This window comes from Methylorubrum sp. Q1, from assembly GCF_004683995.1.
Classification (GTDB): Bacteria; Pseudomonadota; Alphaproteobacteria; order Rhizobiales; family Beijerinckiaceae; genus Methylobacterium.
Window position 1 is genome coordinate 398,690 of the sequence record NZ_SRHQ01000001.1, and the last position, 17,236, is coordinate 415,925.

Annotated in this window: 19 protein-coding genes and 1 tRNA gene; 8 read left to right on the forward strand and 12 right to left on the reverse strand. The window is 68.0% G+C overall.

Annotated features, from left to right (window positions below; translation table 11 throughout):
• Positions 1 to 18: 18 nt before the first annotated feature.
• Together E4V01_RS01660 and E4V01_RS01665 are read left to right on the forward strand one after the other, a co-directional pair.
• Positions 19 to 1,290 (forward strand): hemolysin family protein, encoded by a 1,272-nt coding sequence (locus tag E4V01_RS01660; protein WP_135297172.1) that lies wholly within the window; start codon positions 19 to 21, stop codon positions 1,288 to 1,290.
• Positions 1,291 to 1,298: 8 nt separating this feature from the next.
• Positions 1,299 to 2,006 (forward strand): NAD-dependent deacylase, encoded by a 708-nt coding sequence (locus tag E4V01_RS01665; RefSeq protein WP_135297173.1) that lies wholly within the window; start codon positions 1,299 to 1,301, stop codon positions 2,004 to 2,006.
• A 114-nt stretch (positions 2,007 to 2,120) separates the two neighbouring features.
• Here E4V01_RS01665 and E4V01_RS01670 read toward each other — a convergent pair whose 3' ends face one another.
• The 8 genes from E4V01_RS01670 to E4V01_RS01705 all read right to left on the reverse strand — a co-directional run bounded on the left by E4V01_RS01670 (position 2,121) and on the right by E4V01_RS01705 (position 11,292).
• Positions 2,121 to 2,867: a peptidase gene (locus tag E4V01_RS01670; RefSeq protein ID WP_012253671.1), complete on the reverse strand. Its 747-nt coding sequence runs from the start codon at positions 2,865 to 2,867 to the stop codon at positions 2,121 to 2,123.
• Positions 2,868 to 3,020: 153 nt separating this feature from the next.
• Positions 3,021 to 3,881: a transglutaminase family protein gene (locus tag E4V01_RS01675; protein WP_060769738.1), complete on the reverse strand. Its 861-nt coding sequence runs from the start codon at positions 3,879 to 3,881 to the stop codon at positions 3,021 to 3,023.
• A gap of 342 nt (positions 3,882 to 4,223) precedes the next feature.
• Positions 4,224 to 5,711: an MFS transporter gene (locus tag E4V01_RS01680; RefSeq protein ID WP_245517384.1), complete on the reverse strand. Its 1,488-nt coding sequence runs from the start codon at positions 5,709 to 5,711 to the stop codon at positions 4,224 to 4,226.
• Positions 5,712 to 6,286: 575 nt separating this feature from the next.
• Complete coding sequence (locus E4V01_RS01685) at positions 6,287 to 7,231, reverse strand: alpha-E domain-containing protein (RefSeq protein WP_060769737.1); 945 nt, start codon at positions 7,229 to 7,231, stop codon at positions 6,287 to 6,289.
• A 107-nt stretch (positions 7,232 to 7,338) separates the two neighbouring features.
• A complete protein-coding gene (locus E4V01_RS01690) occupies positions 7,339 to 8,778 on the reverse strand; it encodes a circularly permuted type 2 ATP-grasp protein (RefSeq protein WP_060772240.1) in 1,440 nt (479 codons plus the stop codon).
• Between the two features lie 252 nt (positions 8,779 to 9,030).
• The gene (gene radC / locus E4V01_RS01695; RefSeq protein ID WP_135297174.1) at positions 9,031 to 9,777 is read right to left on the reverse strand and encodes a DNA repair protein RadC; all 747 of its coding nucleotides are present in this window, start codon (positions 9,775 to 9,777) and stop codon (positions 9,031 to 9,033) included.
• 13 nt (positions 9,778 to 9,790) lie between these two features.
• Positions 9,791 to 10,645 (reverse strand): type I methionyl aminopeptidase, encoded by an 855-nt coding sequence (gene map / locus E4V01_RS01700; protein WP_135297175.1) that lies wholly within the window; start codon positions 10,643 to 10,645, stop codon positions 9,791 to 9,793.
• A gap of 179 nt (positions 10,646 to 10,824) precedes the next feature.
• Positions 10,825 to 11,292 carry a GNAT family N-acetyltransferase gene (locus E4V01_RS01705; protein ID WP_060769734.1) on the reverse strand — a complete coding sequence of 156 codons (468 nt, stop codon included), beginning with the start codon at positions 11,290 to 11,292 and terminating at the stop codon, positions 10,825 to 10,827.
• A 132-nt stretch (positions 11,293 to 11,424) separates the two neighbouring features.
• Between E4V01_RS01705 and E4V01_RS01710 the strand changes: the two genes are divergently transcribed.
• From E4V01_RS01710 to E4V01_RS01720, 3 genes are all read left to right on the forward strand, one after another.
• On the forward strand, positions 11,425 to 11,691 hold the full coding sequence (locus E4V01_RS01710) for a zinc-finger domain-containing protein (protein WP_135297176.1): 267 nt from the start codon (positions 11,425 to 11,427) through the stop codon (positions 11,689 to 11,691).
• Between the two features lie 16 nt (positions 11,692 to 11,707).
• Complete coding sequence (locus E4V01_RS01715; RefSeq protein ID WP_135297177.1) at positions 11,708 to 12,895, forward strand: FAD-dependent monooxygenase; 1,188 nt, start codon at positions 11,708 to 11,710, stop codon at positions 12,893 to 12,895.
• A 34-nt stretch (positions 12,896 to 12,929) separates the two neighbouring features.
• A tRNA-Leu gene (locus E4V01_RS01720) sits at positions 12,930 to 13,016 on the forward strand.
• Positions 13,017 to 13,240: 224 nt separating this feature from the next.
• Here E4V01_RS01720 and E4V01_RS01725 read toward each other — a convergent pair.
• From E4V01_RS01725 to E4V01_RS01735, 3 genes are all read right to left on the reverse strand, one after another.
• Positions 13,241 to 13,510: a hypothetical protein gene (locus tag E4V01_RS01725; RefSeq protein ID WP_135297178.1), complete on the reverse strand. Its 270-nt coding sequence runs from the start codon at positions 13,508 to 13,510 to the stop codon at positions 13,241 to 13,243.
• A gap of 126 nt (positions 13,511 to 13,636) precedes the next feature.
• Positions 13,637 to 14,248, reverse strand: coding sequence for a DUF3060 domain-containing protein (locus E4V01_RS01730; protein WP_245517385.1), 612 nt, complete (start codon positions 14,246 to 14,248; stop codon positions 13,637 to 13,639).
• 100 nt (positions 14,249 to 14,348) lie between these two features.
• Positions 14,349 to 14,606, reverse strand: coding sequence for a hypothetical protein (locus E4V01_RS01735; protein WP_135297180.1), 258 nt, complete (start codon positions 14,604 to 14,606; stop codon positions 14,349 to 14,351).
• A gap of 331 nt (positions 14,607 to 14,937) precedes the next feature.
• On the opposite strand from E4V01_RS01735, the gene E4V01_RS01740 reads away from it, so the two are divergent.
• From E4V01_RS01740 to E4V01_RS01745, 3 genes are all read left to right on the forward strand, one after another.
• Positions 14,938 to 15,186, forward strand: a complete 249-nt coding sequence (locus E4V01_RS01740) for a hypothetical protein (RefSeq protein ID WP_245517386.1) — start codon at positions 14,938 to 14,940, stop codon at positions 15,184 to 15,186.
• Between the two features lie 47 nt (positions 15,187 to 15,233).
• Positions 15,234 to 15,362 (forward strand): hypothetical protein, encoded by a 129-nt coding sequence (locus E4V01_RS26485; protein ID WP_256371235.1) that lies wholly within the window; start codon positions 15,234 to 15,236, stop codon positions 15,360 to 15,362.
• A gap of 230 nt (positions 15,363 to 15,592) precedes the next feature.
• A complete protein-coding gene (locus E4V01_RS01745) occupies positions 15,593 to 16,033 on the forward strand; it encodes a hypothetical protein (RefSeq protein ID WP_135297181.1) in 441 nt (146 codons plus the stop codon).
• A gap of 110 nt (positions 16,034 to 16,143) precedes the next feature.
• Here the strand turns inward: E4V01_RS01745 and E4V01_RS01750 are convergent, their stop codons facing one another.
• Complete coding sequence (locus tag E4V01_RS01750; RefSeq protein WP_135297182.1) at positions 16,144 to 17,214, reverse strand: phosphatase PAP2 family protein; 1,071 nt, start codon at positions 17,212 to 17,214, stop codon at positions 16,144 to 16,146.
• Positions 17,215 to 17,236 lie beyond the last annotated feature (22 nt).

The window sequence follows — 17,236 nt, forward strand, 5'->3', positions numbered from 1 at the left end:
CTTGGCCTCGTCGCGGTCATCGCGCTCGTCTTAGCCAACGGCTTCTTCGTCGCGGCGGAATTCTCCCTCGTCGCGGTGCGGCGCAGCCGGGTCGCCGAACTGGTCAACGAGGGCCGGCTCAATGCCAAGGCGCTTCAGCGCGCCACCGACCGGCTCGACGCGCATCTCGCCGCGACGCAACTCGGCATCACGCTGTCCTCGCTGGCGCTCGGCTGGGTCGGCGAGCCGGCCCTGGCCCACCTGATCGAACCGCTGCTCTACTGGCTGCCGGAGAAAGCCGCCGGCCTCAGCGCCCATACGCTGGCCGTGGCGCTGGCCTTTGCCGTCATCACCACGTTGCACATCGTGCTGGGCGAGCTGGCGCCGAAAAGCCTCGCACTCCAGCGCAGCGAGCGCACCGCACTCGTGATCGTGCGGCCGCTGACCCTGTTCCTGTTGGTCTTCGGCCCGGCGATCCATCTCCTCAACAGCCTCGGCAACGGGGTGCTGCGGCTCCTCGGCCTGAGGCCCGGCGAGGGCGAGGGAAACCTTCCCTCCCCGAAAGAACTCAGCCTGCTCGTCACCGCGAGCCACGAGGCGGGCCTGCTGCACGAGGCGCAGGAGGATGCGGTGGCGCGCATCCTCGCCATCGGCGAGCGGCGCATCCGCGAGATCATGACGCCGCGCAACGAGGTGGACTGGGTCGATCTCGACGATTCCCAGGAGCAGATCATCGAGGCGGTGCGCGCCTGCCGCCACGAGCAGCTCGTCGTGAGCCGGGCGCAGATCGACGACGTCGTCGGCGTGCTGCGCAAGCAGGATCTGCTCGACCAGTTCCTCGACGGCAAGCCCCTGGATGTGAGGGGAGCGACCCGCGAGCCCATCGTCGTCCACGAGGGTCTGGCGATTCTCAAGGTGCTGGAGATGTTCCAGACCAAGCCGGTGCGCATGGCGATCGTCGTCGACGAGTACGGCAGCCTGGAGGGCATCGTCACCCAGACCGACCTGCTGGAGGCGATGGCCGGCGAGATCCCCGAGCCCGGCGAGGAGCGGATGGTGGTCGAGCGCGAGGACGGCTCTCTGCTCATCGACGGCATGATATCGGCGACCGACGCATTCGATCGCCTCGGCTTTCCCGAGCGACCGCGCTCGGACGACTTTTCCACGCTCGCCGGCTTCTTCATCGTCCAGCTCGGACGCATCCCGACGGAGGGCGATGCGATCGAGACCCAGGGCTGGCGGATCGAGGTCGTCGACATGGACGGGCGGCGCATCGACAAGGTCCTCGCCACGCGCCTGCCGGACGCTTGAGGCGCTCGATGACCAACATCTTCGTTCTGACGGGTGCCGGAATCTCCGCCGAAAGTGGGCTCGGCACGTTCCGCGACACGGACGGCGCGTGGGCCCGGTTCGACCCGATGCGCCTCGCGACGCCCGAAGGCTTCGCCGCCGATCCGGTGCTGGTCCACGACTTCTACAATCATCGCCGCCGCGACGCCCGCGCCGCCGCACCGAACCCTGCACATGGGGCGCTGGCCCGGCTGGAAGCGGGCTTGGCGGAGCGCGGCGGCCGGCTGTTCCTGTGCACGCAGAACATCGACGATCTGCACGAGCGGGCCGGCTCGCGCCACGTGGTGCACATGCACGGCGAGCTGCGGAAGGCCCGCTGCACCGCCTGCACGACGGACACCGTCTGGCACGAGGATCTCACCGTCGAGACCTCCTGCCCGCATTGCGGTCATAGCGGCGGGATGCGGCCCGACGTGGTTTGGTTCGGCGAGATGCCCCAGCACCTCGAAGCAATCGACGAGGCGCTGGCCGAGGCCGACCTGTTCGTGGCGATCGGCACCTCCGGCGCGGTCTACCCGGCGGCGGGCTACGTGGCGCAGTCCCGCGCCTTCGGCATCCCGACGCTCGCCCTCACGCTCGAGGCCGCCGACAATGCCGGCTTGTTCGAGGCGACCCGGCTCGGGCGCGCGAGCGAAACCGTGCCGGCCTTCGTCGAAGAGGTCTTGAATGGCGCCTAATGCGTCTGCGCCGAGAGCCGTACCCGACCCCATTGCATCGGGCCGGCGCCTCTCGGCCCTTGTTGTGACGCGCCTTCTTTCGCCGAAGAGGCGTCCCCTTCGTCGGGATGCGCTTTAGCGCTGCGGCCCATAGGGCGGGCGCGGAATCGCGCGGTGCGCCGCGCGGAGCGCCGCCGACCAGCGCTCGCGCAGATCGTGAAAGTAGCTCTCGCCGGCCTCGATGCGATGGCTCACTTCGAGGTCGAGGGCGCCGCGGCGCTGCACGGCGATGTCGATCGGCAGGCCGACGCCGAGATTCGAGCGCATGGTCGAATCCATCGAGACGAGGCCCACCTTCAGCGCGTCGTAGAGGTCGGTCTCGAAGGTCACGGCCCGGTCGAGGATCGGCTTGCCGTATTTGTGCTCGCCGATCTGGAGGAACGGCGCCTCGCGGCTGCACTCGATGAAATTGCCGGCCGAGTAGATCATGAACAGCCGCATCGGCTCGGTGCCGATCTGACCACCGAACAGGAACGAGACCTCCATGCGCAGGTTGGCCGCCTCGAACCCGGCCGCCTCGATCTCGCGTACCCGGCGAATCGCCCGGCCGACGAGCTGGGCCGCCTTGAACATCGTGGCCGCGTCCTTGAGCTTGGCCGGCGTCTCGCCCTCGATGTCGTCCACGCCCTCGCGGAGCATGCTGAGCACCGATTGCGTCATGGACAGGTTGCCGGCCGAGGCCAGCATCATCACGCGCTCATTCGGCGTGTTGAACATGTGCAGCTTGCGGAAGGTCGAGATGTTGTCGAGCCCCGCATTGGTGCGGGTGTCGGCGATCATCACCAGCCCGTCCTCGACGAGCACTCCGACGCAGTAGGTCATGGCGGTCGCCGCCTCAGGCAGAAGCCCGTGCGCCGGGCAGGTTCAGGCGGCTCGCATCGCACGCTCCGAGCCGGCCCGGCAAGACAACTTTTTTAAAAGCCGGACCCAAGGCCCGGTGCCGGCTCGGCCTTGGCCCAAGCTCTGGCCAAGACTTTAGCTTTGACTCTGGCTCTGCTGACCGTGGCCCTGAGACTGCGATTGGGAATGCACCTGCTCGACGCGCAGGGCCACGTCGAGGGTTTCGGTGCCTCCGCCGACGCGGCTGCCGCGGATCGGCGCGGCGCCGAGATAGTCGAGGCCGACGGCGACGCGCACATGCGCCTCGGTCGCGGAGATGCCGTTGGCCGGGTCGAATCCGATCCAGCCGAGGCCCGGCACCAGTGATTCCGCCCAGGCATGCCCCGCCTTCTGGTCGTCGGCGCCGTCGTCGCGGCGGAAATAGCCGGAGACGTAGCGCGACGGGATCTCCAGATGCCGGGCAGCGGCGAGGAAGATGTGGGTGAGATCCTGGCACACGCCCTTCCCGACCTCGAAGGATTGGGCGGCACTGGTGCTGGCGCTGGTCGGGCCCGGTTCGAAGGTCACGGTGTCGTGGACGGCGGCGAGCAAGCGGTGCAGCATCGGCAGCGCATCACGCTCCCCCTTGCCCGCGACCCTCTCCGCGAAGGCCTTGAGTTCCGGGCTCGCCTCGGTCAGCGGGGTGTCGCGCAGGTAGAACAGATCGGGGAGGCGCTCCACCGCGCCGCGCACGACACCGCTGGTCTCGAAGGTTTCGATCTCGCCGGTCACCCGCACGGTGAGCGCGTCGGTGGGATCGTCGGCGGTGAACCAGTGGACGAGATTGCCGAACCCGTCCTCGCGGGCGGTGAGCCGTCCGTTGACGGAGGGCTCGATCCGCCACTCGCGCACATGCTGACCGTCATGGTCACGGGGCGTCAGCCGCAGGATCTGAATCAGGCCCCGCGCGGGCTGCTGGTAGGTATAGACCGTATCGTGGACGATCCGGATGCGCATGCCTTGATCCTGCCGGGACGACTTGCGGCAAGCTAGGGCAAGGACGGCACTTTGGAAATCGGGAAGCTTGCTCAAAGCTTTGGCAGAGCGCGTTTTCTCGGCGGCCCCCGTCATGGATCGGCCCCGGCCCATGGATGGCGGCGCAAGCACGATTTCGGCGGTCATTACGGCCGGTCGTATCGCGGCTCCCGGTACAACGAGGAGCGGCGATACGACTGGCCGTAATGACCGCACGGCGCTTCGCTTCGAGCGGGGCGCTCCGAGATTCGACCCTGAGCGACGCGAGAGTGCGAGAAGCCCGTGCCCGATGAAGACGGCACGGGTTCTGGCAGGATCCGCTGTTCAGGCCATCTGGCCCCGCACGGCCCTGCCCGGCCCCGGCAGTCCCGGTCCGCTGCCGACCGAACCTGGGTTGTCGCTCCGGACGAGGTCGTGCGCCTCCTGCTCGCTCGCCGCGGCCGGCGGCGAGCCCCACATGCGCTTGCCGTTGGGTTCGCGGATGAGGAGGATCGAGACCACGCCGATCACGCCGGCGATCATCAGGTAATAGGCGGGCCAATTGAGGTCGCCGGTATACGCCACGAGCGATCCGACGACGACCGACGTCGTTCCGGCGAAGAGCGAGACGGACACGTTGAACGAGATCGAGAGACCGCTCGCCCGCAGGTTCGTGGGGAAGAGGGCCGGCAGCGTCGAGGGCATCGTGGCGCTGAAGCAGATCAGCAGCAGCCCCATGATCAGCAGGCCGAGGAAGACCGCGGCCTCGCTCTGACTGCGGATCAGCAGGATCATCGGCAGGGCCAGGACCACGAGGCCGACCGCCCCGATCAGAGCGAAGGGCTTGCGTCCGAAGCGGTCGGACAGGCGGCCGATAAACGGGATCGACAGGAGCGCGAGCACCATCACCGTAATCTGCAAAGCCCGAGACTCCGTCGGCGAGATGCCGCCGGCCTGCTGCATCATCGGCAAGGTCTGCGTGACGTAGGTCGGCATGTAGGAGGTCAGCATGTAGTTCGGCACGTTCCAGGCCAGTGCGAGCCCCATGCAGACGAGGACGTAGGGCCAGAGGACCAGAATATCCTTCGCGGTCTGTCCCGCGCGCAGACGTCTCTCGCGATCCTCCGTCTCCTGCTCGAGCGCGGCGAAAGCCGGCGTCTCGGCGAGCTGCGAACGCAGGTAGACGCCGACGAGGCCGAGCGGCAGGGCCAGAAAGAAGGGCAGACGCCAGCCCCAATCGAGCAGTTGCTGCTCGGTCAGGGCGAGACCCGCCACGGTCACGACGATCGCGCCCAGCAGGTAGCCGGTGAAGGTGCCGAACTCCAACCAACTCCCGAGATAGCCCCGCCGCCGGTCGGGGGCGTACTCGGCGATGAAGGTCATGGCGCTCCCGTACTCGCCGCCGGTGGAGAAGCCCTGGATCAGACGGGCGACGAGAAGGAGAAGGGGCGCGGCGATGCCGATGCTGTCCTGACTGGGAATGCAGCCGATCGCGAAGGTGCCGACGGCCATCAGGATCATCGTGGCCGCAAGAACCTTGTTGCGGCCGATCCGGTCGGCCAGCGGGCCGAAGAACATGCCGCCGAGCGGCCGGATCAGGAAGGCGACGGCAAACAGCCCGAAGGTCGCGATCTCCCCCATCGTGTGGGAGAGATTCGAGAAGAACACCTTCTGGATCGTCGGCTCGAAGAACGCATAGACGCCGAAATCATACCACTCGGCGACATTCCCGATCGAAGCCGCCGAGATCGCGCGACGGATCGTCGACGGCTCGGTGACGGTACAGTCCGCGGCCTTCCAATCCTTCTCGGCATCAACATGCATCGACAGCATCGTTTGCAGATCCTCACAGGGCCGGCCGAGCGGAACAAGGTTTTGGCAGGAAATTCATCGCGCATATGCGCCGCCCGCTCTTCGAGCGCCGCAGCGGTCGAACGGGAGTCGATGTCAGTCGGAGGACGGCCGGCGATCGTCTCCCCAAAATGCACGGTCGATTATTTTTATGCTTTGCAGCCGTGCCGGGCGCCCGCTCAGGCGACCACCTGCAACAATGTTGATGGAGTGTCGGAGCCGAACTTGCCGTGAACCGACACATTTTTCCAGTTTTATGCCCGCTCGGGTGCTTTACTCGACAAACCCGATATGCGGCGCGGCAATCTCGGCCGCCATCTTTGGCCCTGCACGCCGAGAACAGGTATCATGCGTCTTCGCGCGATGGCGGGGCGCCGCGCGGTCGCTCGGCCTCGGAACCCTGTCGACGATCACCCTCAGGCCAGCTTTCGAGCGCCTCTCCCGAAACCGGTCGGTGCCTTTCGGGAGGGCGGATTTCGGCTTCGCTCGGGCAGAGCGCAGGCTCCCCGATACGGCGTCCGCTGAATCGAAACGGAGGCCGTATCAGGGAGCCTCTCTCACACCAGATACTGCTCGCTGATGGCGGCGCCGAGACTGTTGTTCTCGACGATGAAGCCCTGGATGAACTCGTGGAGGCCGGAGGCGAAGACGCGCTCGATTTCAGCGCTGCGAAGCTTCGCCCGCAGATTGCTCGCAAGCCGCTGGCTCTCGCCACGGCGACCGTAGGCGTCGGCGATCAGATCGAGATGCTCCACCAGCATGCGGTAGCAACTCGCGAGCGAGCGCGGCATCTCGGGGTTGAGGATCAGCAGGTCGGCGACGAGAACCGGCTTGATGCTCTCGCGGTAGACCCAGTGGTAGGCGTTGAAGGCCGAGACCTCGCGCAGGATCGTCGTCCACTGGAAGTAGTCGAGCGAGCCGCCGACCCGCTCCGAGGCCGGCAGCAGGATCTGGTACTTCACGTCGAGGATGCGCGCGGTGTTGTCCGCCCGCTCGATCGCCGTGCCGGCGCGGGTGAACCAGTAGGCGTCGTTGCGCAGCATCGTCCGGTAGGCCGAGCCGTCGAAGGTCAGCGAGACGCGCTTCACCCAGTCGAGGAACTGCGTGAACTCGTCGCGCGAGAGGTCGCGGCCCTCGTAGGACCGTAGTTCGAGATAGGCGCCGTTGATCGTGTCCCACATCTCGGTGGTGAGCGCCGTGCGGATCGAGCGGGCGTTCTCCCGCGCGGTGGCGATGCAGGAGCGGATCGAGGACGGGTTGTGGGGCGAGAAGGCGAGGAAGTTGCAGACCGTGTGCTCGTTGACCGAATCGTAGAGCGTCTTGAACAGCTCGGGATCGCCCGCCGAGGACAGGGCGGAGGCCCACTCGTTCGAGGTGCGTCCGCCGTAGCTCGACGGCAGGGCCGCCAGCCGCAGCGCCGCGTCGAGGATGCGGGCCAGGAAATCCGCGCGCTCGGCGTAGCGCGAGAGCCAGTAGAGGTTGTCGGCAGTCCGGGACAGCATGGCGTCAGCTCGCGGGCGCGTTGGCGACCAGGGCGGCAGATGCGCGGTGTTTCATCACCGACGCTGCCCGGCCCGCCTGAAGATTGCGAAAGTATCGGGCGAAGCGCTCAGGCATCGAGCACCCAGGTATCCTTGGTGCCGCCGCCCTGGCTCGAATTGACCACGAGCGAGCCTTCCTTCAGGGCAACCCGGGTCAGGCCGCCGGGCACGATGCGGATCTCGTCGGCGCCGGCCAGCACGAACGGGCGCAGATCGACGTGGCGCGGGGCGACGCCCGAGGCGACGAAGGTCGGGCAGGTGGAGAGCGAGAGCGTCGGCTGGGCGATGAAGTTGTCGGGCGCGTGGCGCAGCTTCTTCGCGAATTCGTCGATCTCGCGCCGCGTCGCGTGCGGGCCCACCAGCATGCCGTAGCCGCCCGAGCCGTTGACCTCCTTCACAACGAGGTCCTTGAGGTTGTCCATCACGTAGGAGAAGGCGTCCTTCTCGCGGCAGCGATGGGTCGGCACGTTGTGCAGGATCGGCTCCTCACCGGTGAAGAACTTCACGATTTCCGGCATGTAGCTGTAGACCGCCTTGTCGTCCGAGATACCGGTGCCGACGGCGTTCGACAGGGTGACGTTGCCCCGCTCGTAGGCGTTCATCAGCCCGGGCACGCCAAGCACCGAGTCCGGCCGGAAGACGAGCGGATCGAGGAAGTCGTCGTCGAGGCGACGGTAGATCACGTCGACCCGGCGCGGCCCCTCGGTGGTGCGCATGTAGACGACCTCGTCCTTGGTGAAGAGGTCGCCCGCCTCCACCAGTTCGACGCCGAGTTTGTCGGCCAGGAAGGAGTGCTCGTAGAAGGCCGAGTTGTAGCGGCCGGGCGTCAGCAGGACGACGGTCGGGTCCCGCGTGGCGGAAGCCGGGGCGAGGCTGCGCAGGGTCGCAAGCAGGGCGTCGGGATAGTTCTCGACCGGCGCGACGCGATGGCGGGAGAACAGCTCGGGGAAGAGCCGCATCATCACCTCGCGGTTCTCCAGCATATAGGAGACGCCGGATGGGGTGCGGGCGTTGTCCTCCAGCACGAAGAAGTCCTTCTCGCCGGTCCGCACGATGTCGATGCCGGCGATGTGGACGTAGAGATCGTGCGGCACGTCGAAGGCGCGCATCTCCATGCGGTAATGCGGGTTGCGGTAGACGAGGTCGGCCGGGATGATACCGGCCTTGATGCATTCCTCGGCGCCGTAGATGTCGTTGATGAAGGCGTTGAGCGCGGTGACCCGCTGCTTCAGGCCCCGCTCGAGGAAGTCCCATTCGGGCTTGGTCAGCACCCGCGGGATGATGTCGAACGGGATCAGCCGCTCGGTCGATTCGTTGGCGCCGTAGACCGCGAAGGTGATGCCGATGCGCCGGAACAGCATCTCGGCCTGGCTGCGGCGGGTGTTGAAATGCTCCGGCGGCGTCTTGTCGAGCCACGACTTGAGGATGTCGTAGGCCTCCCGCACGACAACCGGATCGGGCTGGCCCGTTCCTGTCCCGTTCATCTCGTCGAACGCCGTCTGCGCCATCCGCGCGAATCCCCCTGCGATGTCGTCCGAGCGGAGCAAGAGGCAGGCCACGCGGCGGACGTTCCGCCGGCCCCGCAACCCCGTGCCCCGCCGCCGCCGCGGCACGCCGCACCCGCGGCCCTGCGATCGATGTAGCGGAAGCCGCGCGCAATCCCATCCCTCGAAGCGACGCTTCGTTGCAGGATCGCACAACCAGTCATGGAAAATTTTGCCGACACGGCTGGCAGGCTCGGCGGGGAGCACGTCTGCGGCTCAGATCAGCTTGAGGCCCTTGAGGCTCGCATGCCCGTCGCGGCCCAGGATAACGTGGTCGTGCACCACGATGCCGAGCGGACCGAGCACCGAGACGATCTCCCGGGTCATGCGGATATCGGCGTTCGACGGCGTCGGATCGCCGGAGGGGTGGTTGTGGGCGAGGATGATCGCGGTGGCGGAGAGTTCGAGCGCCCGCCGCGCCACCTCGCGGGGATAGACCGGGGTGTGATCGACGGTGCCGCGCCCCTGCACCTCGTCGGCGATGAGGTGGTTGCGCCGGTCGAGGAACAGCAGGCGGAACTCCTCGCGGCCCGAGAACGCCATGGTGGCGCGCAGATATTCGAGGAGCGCGCTCCACGCGGAGAGCAGCGGTCGCTCAACGATGGCGCCGCGGGCGAGCCGCCGGCCCGCGGCCTCGATCAGCTTGAGGTCGCCGACGACCCCGGCGCTGATCCCCTCGACCTCCGCGAGCCGGGCGGGATCGGCGCTGAGCACCTCGGCGAACGAGCCGAAGCGGTGGATCAGCGCCTTGGCGAGCGGTTTGACGTCCCGCCGCGGGATTGCCCGGAACAGGGTGAGTTCGAGCAGTTCGTAATCGGCCAGTGCCTCGGCGCCGTGATCGGCGAAGCGGGTGCGCAGGCGCTCGCGGTGGCCGTGATAATGCCGGGCCTCCCCGGCGGGGGCCGGAGCCCCCGCCTCGGAGAGGCTCGGCGGGCCGGGTGGTTCGGCCGTTCGGCGAGCCATCCCCGTCGGGCCGTCAGTCGGCCTGCGCGCCGTGCGCCTCGAGACCATGCGGCTTGGGCTGATCGAGGCCTTTGGGCGAGAGCGTGAAGATCTCGTAGCCATCCTCGGTCACCGCCACCGTGTGCTCGAACTGCGCCGACAGCGACCGGTCGCGGGTCACGGCGGTCCATCCGTCGGAGAGCACCTTCACCGCAGGCCGACCGAGATTGATCATCGGCTCGATGGTGAAGAACTGGCCGGCTTTGAGCGGCACATCGTAGCTCGCCTCGACGTAGTGCAGGATGGTCGGCGCGTCGTGGTAGACGCGGCCGAGCCCGTGGCCGCAGAAATCGCGCACCACCGAGCAGCGCTCGGATTCCGCGTAGGTCTGGATCGCACGGCCGATATCGTTGGTGGAGCCGCCGGGCTTCACCGCGCGAATGCCGCGCATCAGCGCCTCGTAGGTGATCTCGCACAGGCGCTGCGCCTTGCGCGGCACCTCGCCGATATAGGCCATGCGGCTCGAATCCCCGTGCCAGCCGTCGAGGATCAGGCAGCAATCGAGATTGACGATGTCGCCCTCGCGCAGGGGCTTGTCGTTGGGAATGCCGTGGCAGACGACGTGATTGATCGAGGTGCAGATCGATTTGCGGTAGCCGCGGTAGAACAGCGAGGCCGGATAGGCGCCGTGATCCATGCCGAACTCGAAGGCGAGCCGATCGAGATGCTCCGTCGTCACGCCGGGCTGGGCGGCCTCGACCAGCATGTCGAGCGCCTCCGCGGTGAGGCGGCCGGCGCGGCGCATGCCCTCGAACCCCTCCGGTCCGTGGATCGGCGGCTCCGGGGCGCGGCGCCCGCCTTCGGCGACGGCTTGCTCTTCACGGCTCATGGGAGATCGGGCGCTTAGCGAGGGACGTTCGAGGCGGACGCTCTCGTCTTACGCCGCCCCAGGGCCGGCGCCAACCCGCGCGCGCCCGAGCATGAATGCCTTTCGCGCTGTTCGATTGGACCGACCGCACCTTGGTTCGTTCCGGACCGGGCCAGTGGGGCGGCCAATCGGGAGTCACATCAAATCAGCGCACCTTGTCGGACGATGCGTTTGGTCATCGCCACAAAGCCCTCGGCTTGTCCGAGGAGGACCGGCGCATCCCTCGTCAGTCGTATCCATCCCGCCGACGAATAGAACCCTTCGGCATCCGACGCCGCGCTGACGAACAGCCTGCCGAGGCCAAGCGCTCTCGCGTAATCCGCCACCATCGCGTCGAGCACGCGGCCATGCCCGCTCCTGCGAAGGGGGGCCGTGATGGCCACGAGTCTGACGATCCCTGTCCCGTTCCCGAGGTCGTCGAGGCGCGTGGTGCCGATGCCCGCTTCATCCCGCTTCAAGAGCAGGGCGTGGTGGTTCGGGAAAAGCTCCTCAGGCCGGGCATCGTCATAACCAACCCGTCCCCTTTCCTCCCACAACGAGGAGCGACGAATGGCATGGTAGACCTGCCGATCGGACGGTTCGGCGACGCGAACAAGAGAGTACCGCATCGGGCTGGCGCCTCCCGCGAAAGGCCGCGGCCTCGCAGGCGTGCGTCTTCAGACCGTCGGCAGATCGAAGCGGGACCCTAGGCGTGCGGCCGCGAACGCGCTAGACCACGGCCTCGGTTTCAGGGACGTGCGATGGCTGACAAGGCGGTTCCCCACTTCCACAATCAGGCCGGCGTGACCGTGATCGCGGTGGGCTCGAAGGAGTTCATGTGCATCGGGGCGCTGCCCCCGTTCGATCATCCGCACGTCTTCCTCGACATGGGCAGCGACACCGAGATCATCTGCCAGTATTGCTCGACCCTGTTCCGCTACGACCCGAAGCTGACGCCGGGCACGGCGGAGCCGGCCGGGTGCGTGTGGCACGACGAGACGCCCGACAACACGTCCAAGGCCGCCTGACCGGGCCGGGCCGTCCGTGGCGGCGCTCTCCATCGTCATCGTCGGCGCCGGGATCGGCGGGCTCACCGCCGCGCTGGCGCTCGCCGGGGCCGGCCACGCCGTCACGCTGATCGAGCGGCGCACCGGGTTCTCCGAGGTCGGCGCCGGCCTCCAGCTCTCGCCGAACGCCAGCGCGGTGCTGATCGGCCTCGGGCTCGGCGCGGCCCTGCGCCGGGCGGGCGACGAGCCGCCGGGCGTCACCGTGCGCGCACTGACCACCGGCCGCGTCGTCGGCGGCATCCGCTTGGGCGCCAGCATCCGCGAGCGTCACGGCGCACCCTACTACGTTCTGCATCGCGCCGACCTGCAGACGATCCTGCTCGATGCCGTGCGCGGGCGCCCCGGCATCCGCCTCTGCGTCGGGCGCGAGGTGTCGGGCCTGGGCGAGACCGAGGACGGCGTCAGCCTGACGATGCGCAGCATCGACGGCGACCGCACCGAGACCCTCGACGCCGACCTCGTCATCGGTGCCGACGGCGTGCGCTCGAGCCTGCGACAGCACTTCGACACGCGCCCGCTGCGGCTCCACCGCCAAGCGGCGTGGCGGGCGGTGATCCCGCGCGAGGCCGCGCCCGAGGCGCTTCAGGGCGCCGAAACGGGGCTCTGGCTCGGGCACCGGCGGCACGTCGTCCATTATCCGATCAATGGCGGCAAGCGGCTCAACGTGGTGGCGATCGTCCCCGAGCGCGAGGGCGACGAGGATTGGGGCCGGATCGGCGACCCGATGGTCCTGCGCGACCATTTTCCCGATGCGGCCCCGCCGCTGACGGAGTTGCTGACCCTTCCCGATAGCTGGATGGTGTGGTCGCTGGTGGACCGGCCGGCGGTGCGGCCGATGGCGCGGGGCCGGATCGCGCTTCTGGGCGACGCCGCCCATCCGGTGCTGCCGTTCCTGGCCCAGGGCGCGGCGCTCGCCATCGAGGATGCTGCGGTGCTGGCGGCGAGCCTGTCCGCCGGGGCGAGCGTGCCCGAATCGCTTTCGGCCTACGCCGCGGCGCGCCAATCCCGCGTGCGGGCGGTGCAGCGGGCCGCCCGCCGCAACGGGCGCTTCTACCATGCCGGCCGGCTGATCGGCTTCGCCCGGGACACGGTGATGCGCCGCACCGGCCCCGAAGGCATGAGCGCGCGCTACGCCTGGGTCTACGGCTGGCACCCACCCGCTTGATCTGGCCTCACCGGACCGCTACCGCTGCGCCGATGCGGACGTGGCGAAACCGGTAGACGCACGAGACTTAAAATCTTGCGGCCGCAAGGCTGTGCGGGTTCGAGTCCCGCCGTCCGCACCAATTTTCTGAAATTCCAAGTCTTTCCAGCAAGTCTTGCCGGCAAGAGGCGGGCAGGAAGGTAATTTTCCTGCGTTTTCCGCCGAGGAGAGCGCATGGGCTCGCGAAAGGGGCCTAAACAGCCGGCTGCACCTGCGATCGAAGGCCACCAGAGGATTTCGAGAGCACCGGGCGGTCTTCTTGGAAGAGCCGGGAGCGGCCATCACCCCCGGCTCTCTCAGCCTCGATTACCGGGCCGGACGCTCGCGGACGGTCCGCTCTTCGCGCCGCTCGATGCGATCCTCACGGCGGGCATCGGGATCGACCCCGAGCACGCCGCCGACCGTGCCGGTCGCGGCCCCGACGGCACCACCCACGACGCCGCCGACCGGGCCGGCGGCGCGGTTGCCGTCTTCCACGCCGCGTTCAGCGCCGCGAAGGGTCCCCTGAGCCTGGGCCGTCGCGGACAGGGCGAGCGGGGAGAGAACGAGGGCAGAGGCGAGCAATAGCCGCTTCATCGGGTTGGCTCCTGGAATCGGTGCGCCGGCGGTAAGCCGCGCTTCACAGGACTAACTTCCGAGCCGGGCGATGGTGCCGAATGCCGGGATCATCCGTCCACTCTCCGGCTTCCGCAAAGAGGCGCCCTACGGCTTCCGCTTGATGACGTTCTTGGCTCCGGATGCCGTCACATCGGGGTTCGGGGCGCCCTCGCTGCGCGTCCACTCCACGACATGGTCCGCGCCGTTCACCTGCAGCTGCGTGGGTCCGGCGAGGAGGAGCGAGACGCGATTGTTGGCACCCGACGTATCCAGCTTACCGGGGGCGCTGCCGCCTCCCAGCGTCGCCGTGACGATGTTCTGAGTCACGCTGACGGTCACATCCTGGGCCCTGCCGCCCTTCACCGTGTTGTCCATGCCGGACACGAAGAGCGCCCTTCCCTCTTCGAAGCTCACCTTGTGCTTCGACCCGTGCACGGTGATGACCCCGCATCGTCCGGTCAGCGCGATCTCATTCTCAGCGCCATAGACCCCCACATCCTTCCCGTGACAATCGACATCGCGACTGATCCCGACGCCTTCGATGGTGAGTTCATCGGCGTGTGCGATGCCCAGGGGAGCCATCGCCGCAGCGAGGATCACGGGCAGGAGACGCGGCATCGAACCATCCTTGGCACTTTTCGGGCTGCCGATGAGAGCAAACCGCCCCATCCACGTCAAACGGTCACGCTGAGGATGCGTCCGGGCCGCCATGCCCATTCCCCATCATCCGTTCGGCAGGGTGGATTGCGCTTCGGCGGGGCCCGTCCCTGCACGATGGGTCGCATCCTCGCGTGTCGCGCCGACCGGGCGACAGGTCTCACCGGGTGGCCGGAGCGGGGCTCGGCTGAGCGGGCTCTCGCGGGGCCGGCTGCGGATTGCCGGAATTCTGAGCCTCGGGAGACGGCGCCGGTTGCTGCGGCGGCGGGTTTCCCGGCTGTCCCTCGTTGAGGGCTTGGTTGGCCTCGGTCTGTAGCTTGTCGGCGGTCTGCTGGCTGATGAGCCCGTAGGAGACGGCCGCGGCGAGCGCCACCGCGATGACCGCGCCGAGCAGGGTTCTCTTGAGCTTGTCCGGCATCAGGGGCGGCCCTCGCATCAGCGCGGCTGTGAGCGCGCGATCTCGGCGAGAGAACAGGGTGCGGGACGATGCGTTCCGGTGGTCACGATGGCGGATCGGCAACGGACCTCGACGGGCGGCATCGAACGCCCGGGAGACACGGCGAGAGACCGGCATTTGAAGCGGCTTTGTCGTGGAGAGCAGGGCTGCAGCTAAGTTTCTCGGCGGCTCACGCAGGACTATCTTTATGCCTCCGAAAAGCGCAGGATGATCTCACCATCGGAAGAGCAACCCTCAGGCTCCGATGGCTGAGGGCAATTATGTCCCCGCCTGGATTATACAGGTGGAGATCATGACCAATATCATTCAAATGAGCGAACACGGCGGCGCATCGTCGTCCTATCGCCTCTATGATGTCGGAAGCACCGGCGCCGAAGGGCCCGGACGCTTTATCCGCGCCAGAACCGACCCCGAAGCGAAGGCTCATGCCTTGGCGCTCCTCAACGATCATCCCATCGAGCTTTGGGACAGGATGCGCTTCATCGCTCGCTACTGGCCGGGAAATCTTCCGATTGCGGTCTCGGTGAAGGTCTTCAACTAGCCGCAGCACGCCTTTCTAGCGCAAGTGAACCCGAAGGAGCCATCGACATGGCCATCGAGAAGAAACGCGGCAATCGCGAGACGAAGAAGCCGAAGAAGTCGACCGCGAAGGTGATCGCGGCCGCGCCCTCCACCAAGAACCTCGTCTCCGCAGCGGTGAAATCCGCCGGCCGCTGATCGGCCCCAGACATTTTCGATCCGCACGCCATGATGCTTCCCCAGAGGGCGAAGGCGTGTGGGCAGGCTGCTCGATACTGGACCCCGGCGATCTAACGCATCGTTGTCGCTGAGGGCGTAGATGAGCCTCCGCCTCATCCGGGTCGAGCAGCCGCACGATGATGCGCTCTCCACAGCGCTCGGCCGGTCCAGGCTCGACGCGGCCGGTCAAGCCGTGCGAGCCTCGCCCGGTGTCGATCACCAAGCCCGAACTTTCCGCGTTGCTCGCCAGCGCGCACCGCGTGCCGGAGCGTGAGCGCATCGCGGCCTTCCTGCGCGATCCAGCGACTCAGATCATCGAAAACCCGTTCGCAGCGACCCGCGCCGCTGCGGCGCGCAACACCTGGGCCGGCCGAGGTTTCGACTTTCGCGTCATGGGCGTCGAGGCCGCGGGCCTGTCGGATCTGCTGAGTGCGCTGGCCGAGCTTCCGGCCTCGGAACCGCTCGTCGAAGAAGTCGCCCGGTCCGGTCCACACACCGCGTCGATCGTGTTGAATGGGGACCGCAGCCGCGTCGTCGGCGCGGCCCTCTATGGCAAGCCCGGCACATCACTCCCACACTTCGTCACGCCCCGCCCTCGCCGCCGCGCCGCGGCCTCGACCCAACTCGACCTGTTCGCCGATGCGGGGTGAGGCACTCGCGCTCCCGTAGATTCACTGAAGCATCGTCCCGAAAGCCGGCCCCCCCTTTCGGGACGATGCTCGAGAGGCCGGTTCGCCCGCCCGACCTTCTGGGCGAAGCGTCAACCCGTCGTCTGCGGACGCGGGAGCGGCCCGACGCCCCTGTCCGGCCGCGCTTTGCGCGAGGGCCCTGCGCCCGCGAGCGAGAACGGCCGCCGGAGCCGGTGAGCGGCCACCAGAACAACCCCCATCAGCGCCCCGGCCAGCACGTCCGGCCCGTAGTGCCCACCCGCGCCGAGCGTGGCGACGATGACCGCGGCGTTGAGGAGAAGTGCCAGCGGCCCGATCACCGGCACCGGGGCGAGCGCCCAGGCGGTGAGGACCGCGAGGCAGGCGTGGAACGAGGGGAAGGTGACGAGGCCGCGAATCTCCGAGAGCGCGATCGTCGGCAGCGTTCCGTCGCGCAGGGCATGCAGCGCGTCGAGATGCCAGAGGGCGCCGACCGTTTCGAGATGCCCCTGCGGATAGGCCTGCGGCTCGTAATAGGCGTAGGGCCCGATTGCGGGAAACAAGGCCGAGACCGCGATGGACGCGAGCAGCGCCAGGCTGAACAGGCGGGCATAGGCCCAAAGGCGCGAGACCCGCGACACCGCACTCAGAGCGATGACGACGAGCCCGACTTGAGGCCCGCTGGAATGGTAGGCGAGCGCCAGCCACCAGGACAGGTCCGGATGCGCGGCGAGGCCGCCGACCCAGCCGCGCCAATCGAAGCCCATCGCCGCCTCGACCCGCGCGAGGGCGGGATCGGCGAAGGGCATCGCCAGGGTAGCTCCCAGATAATGCAGGAGAGCCGCCGCGGTGGTGAAGGCGGCCAGATAGGCGCTCGACAAGGCCATGGCCCGCAGCTTGGGCTCCGGCTTGACGGCGCTGAACAGAAAGGCGAGCCCGAGCAGGACCGTCACCGCACCGAGCACCGCGAACAGACCGGTCGAGGCGACGCCGATCCCGACGACCGCGAGCCAGAGGGCGTCGAGCAGAATCAGGCCGCCGAGGAGGGCCCAGAGCCGGGGACCGGGCGCCGCGAGGCCCGCACTCAGCCGTCGGAGACGCGGGCCGCCCGAGAGGTCGGACGGTGTGTCGGCCCGCGCGTCAGCCTTGCGTGAGCCGGCCCAGCGTTCCTCGTCGAGCAGCATCCGTCGATCGCTCCTTCCGGCC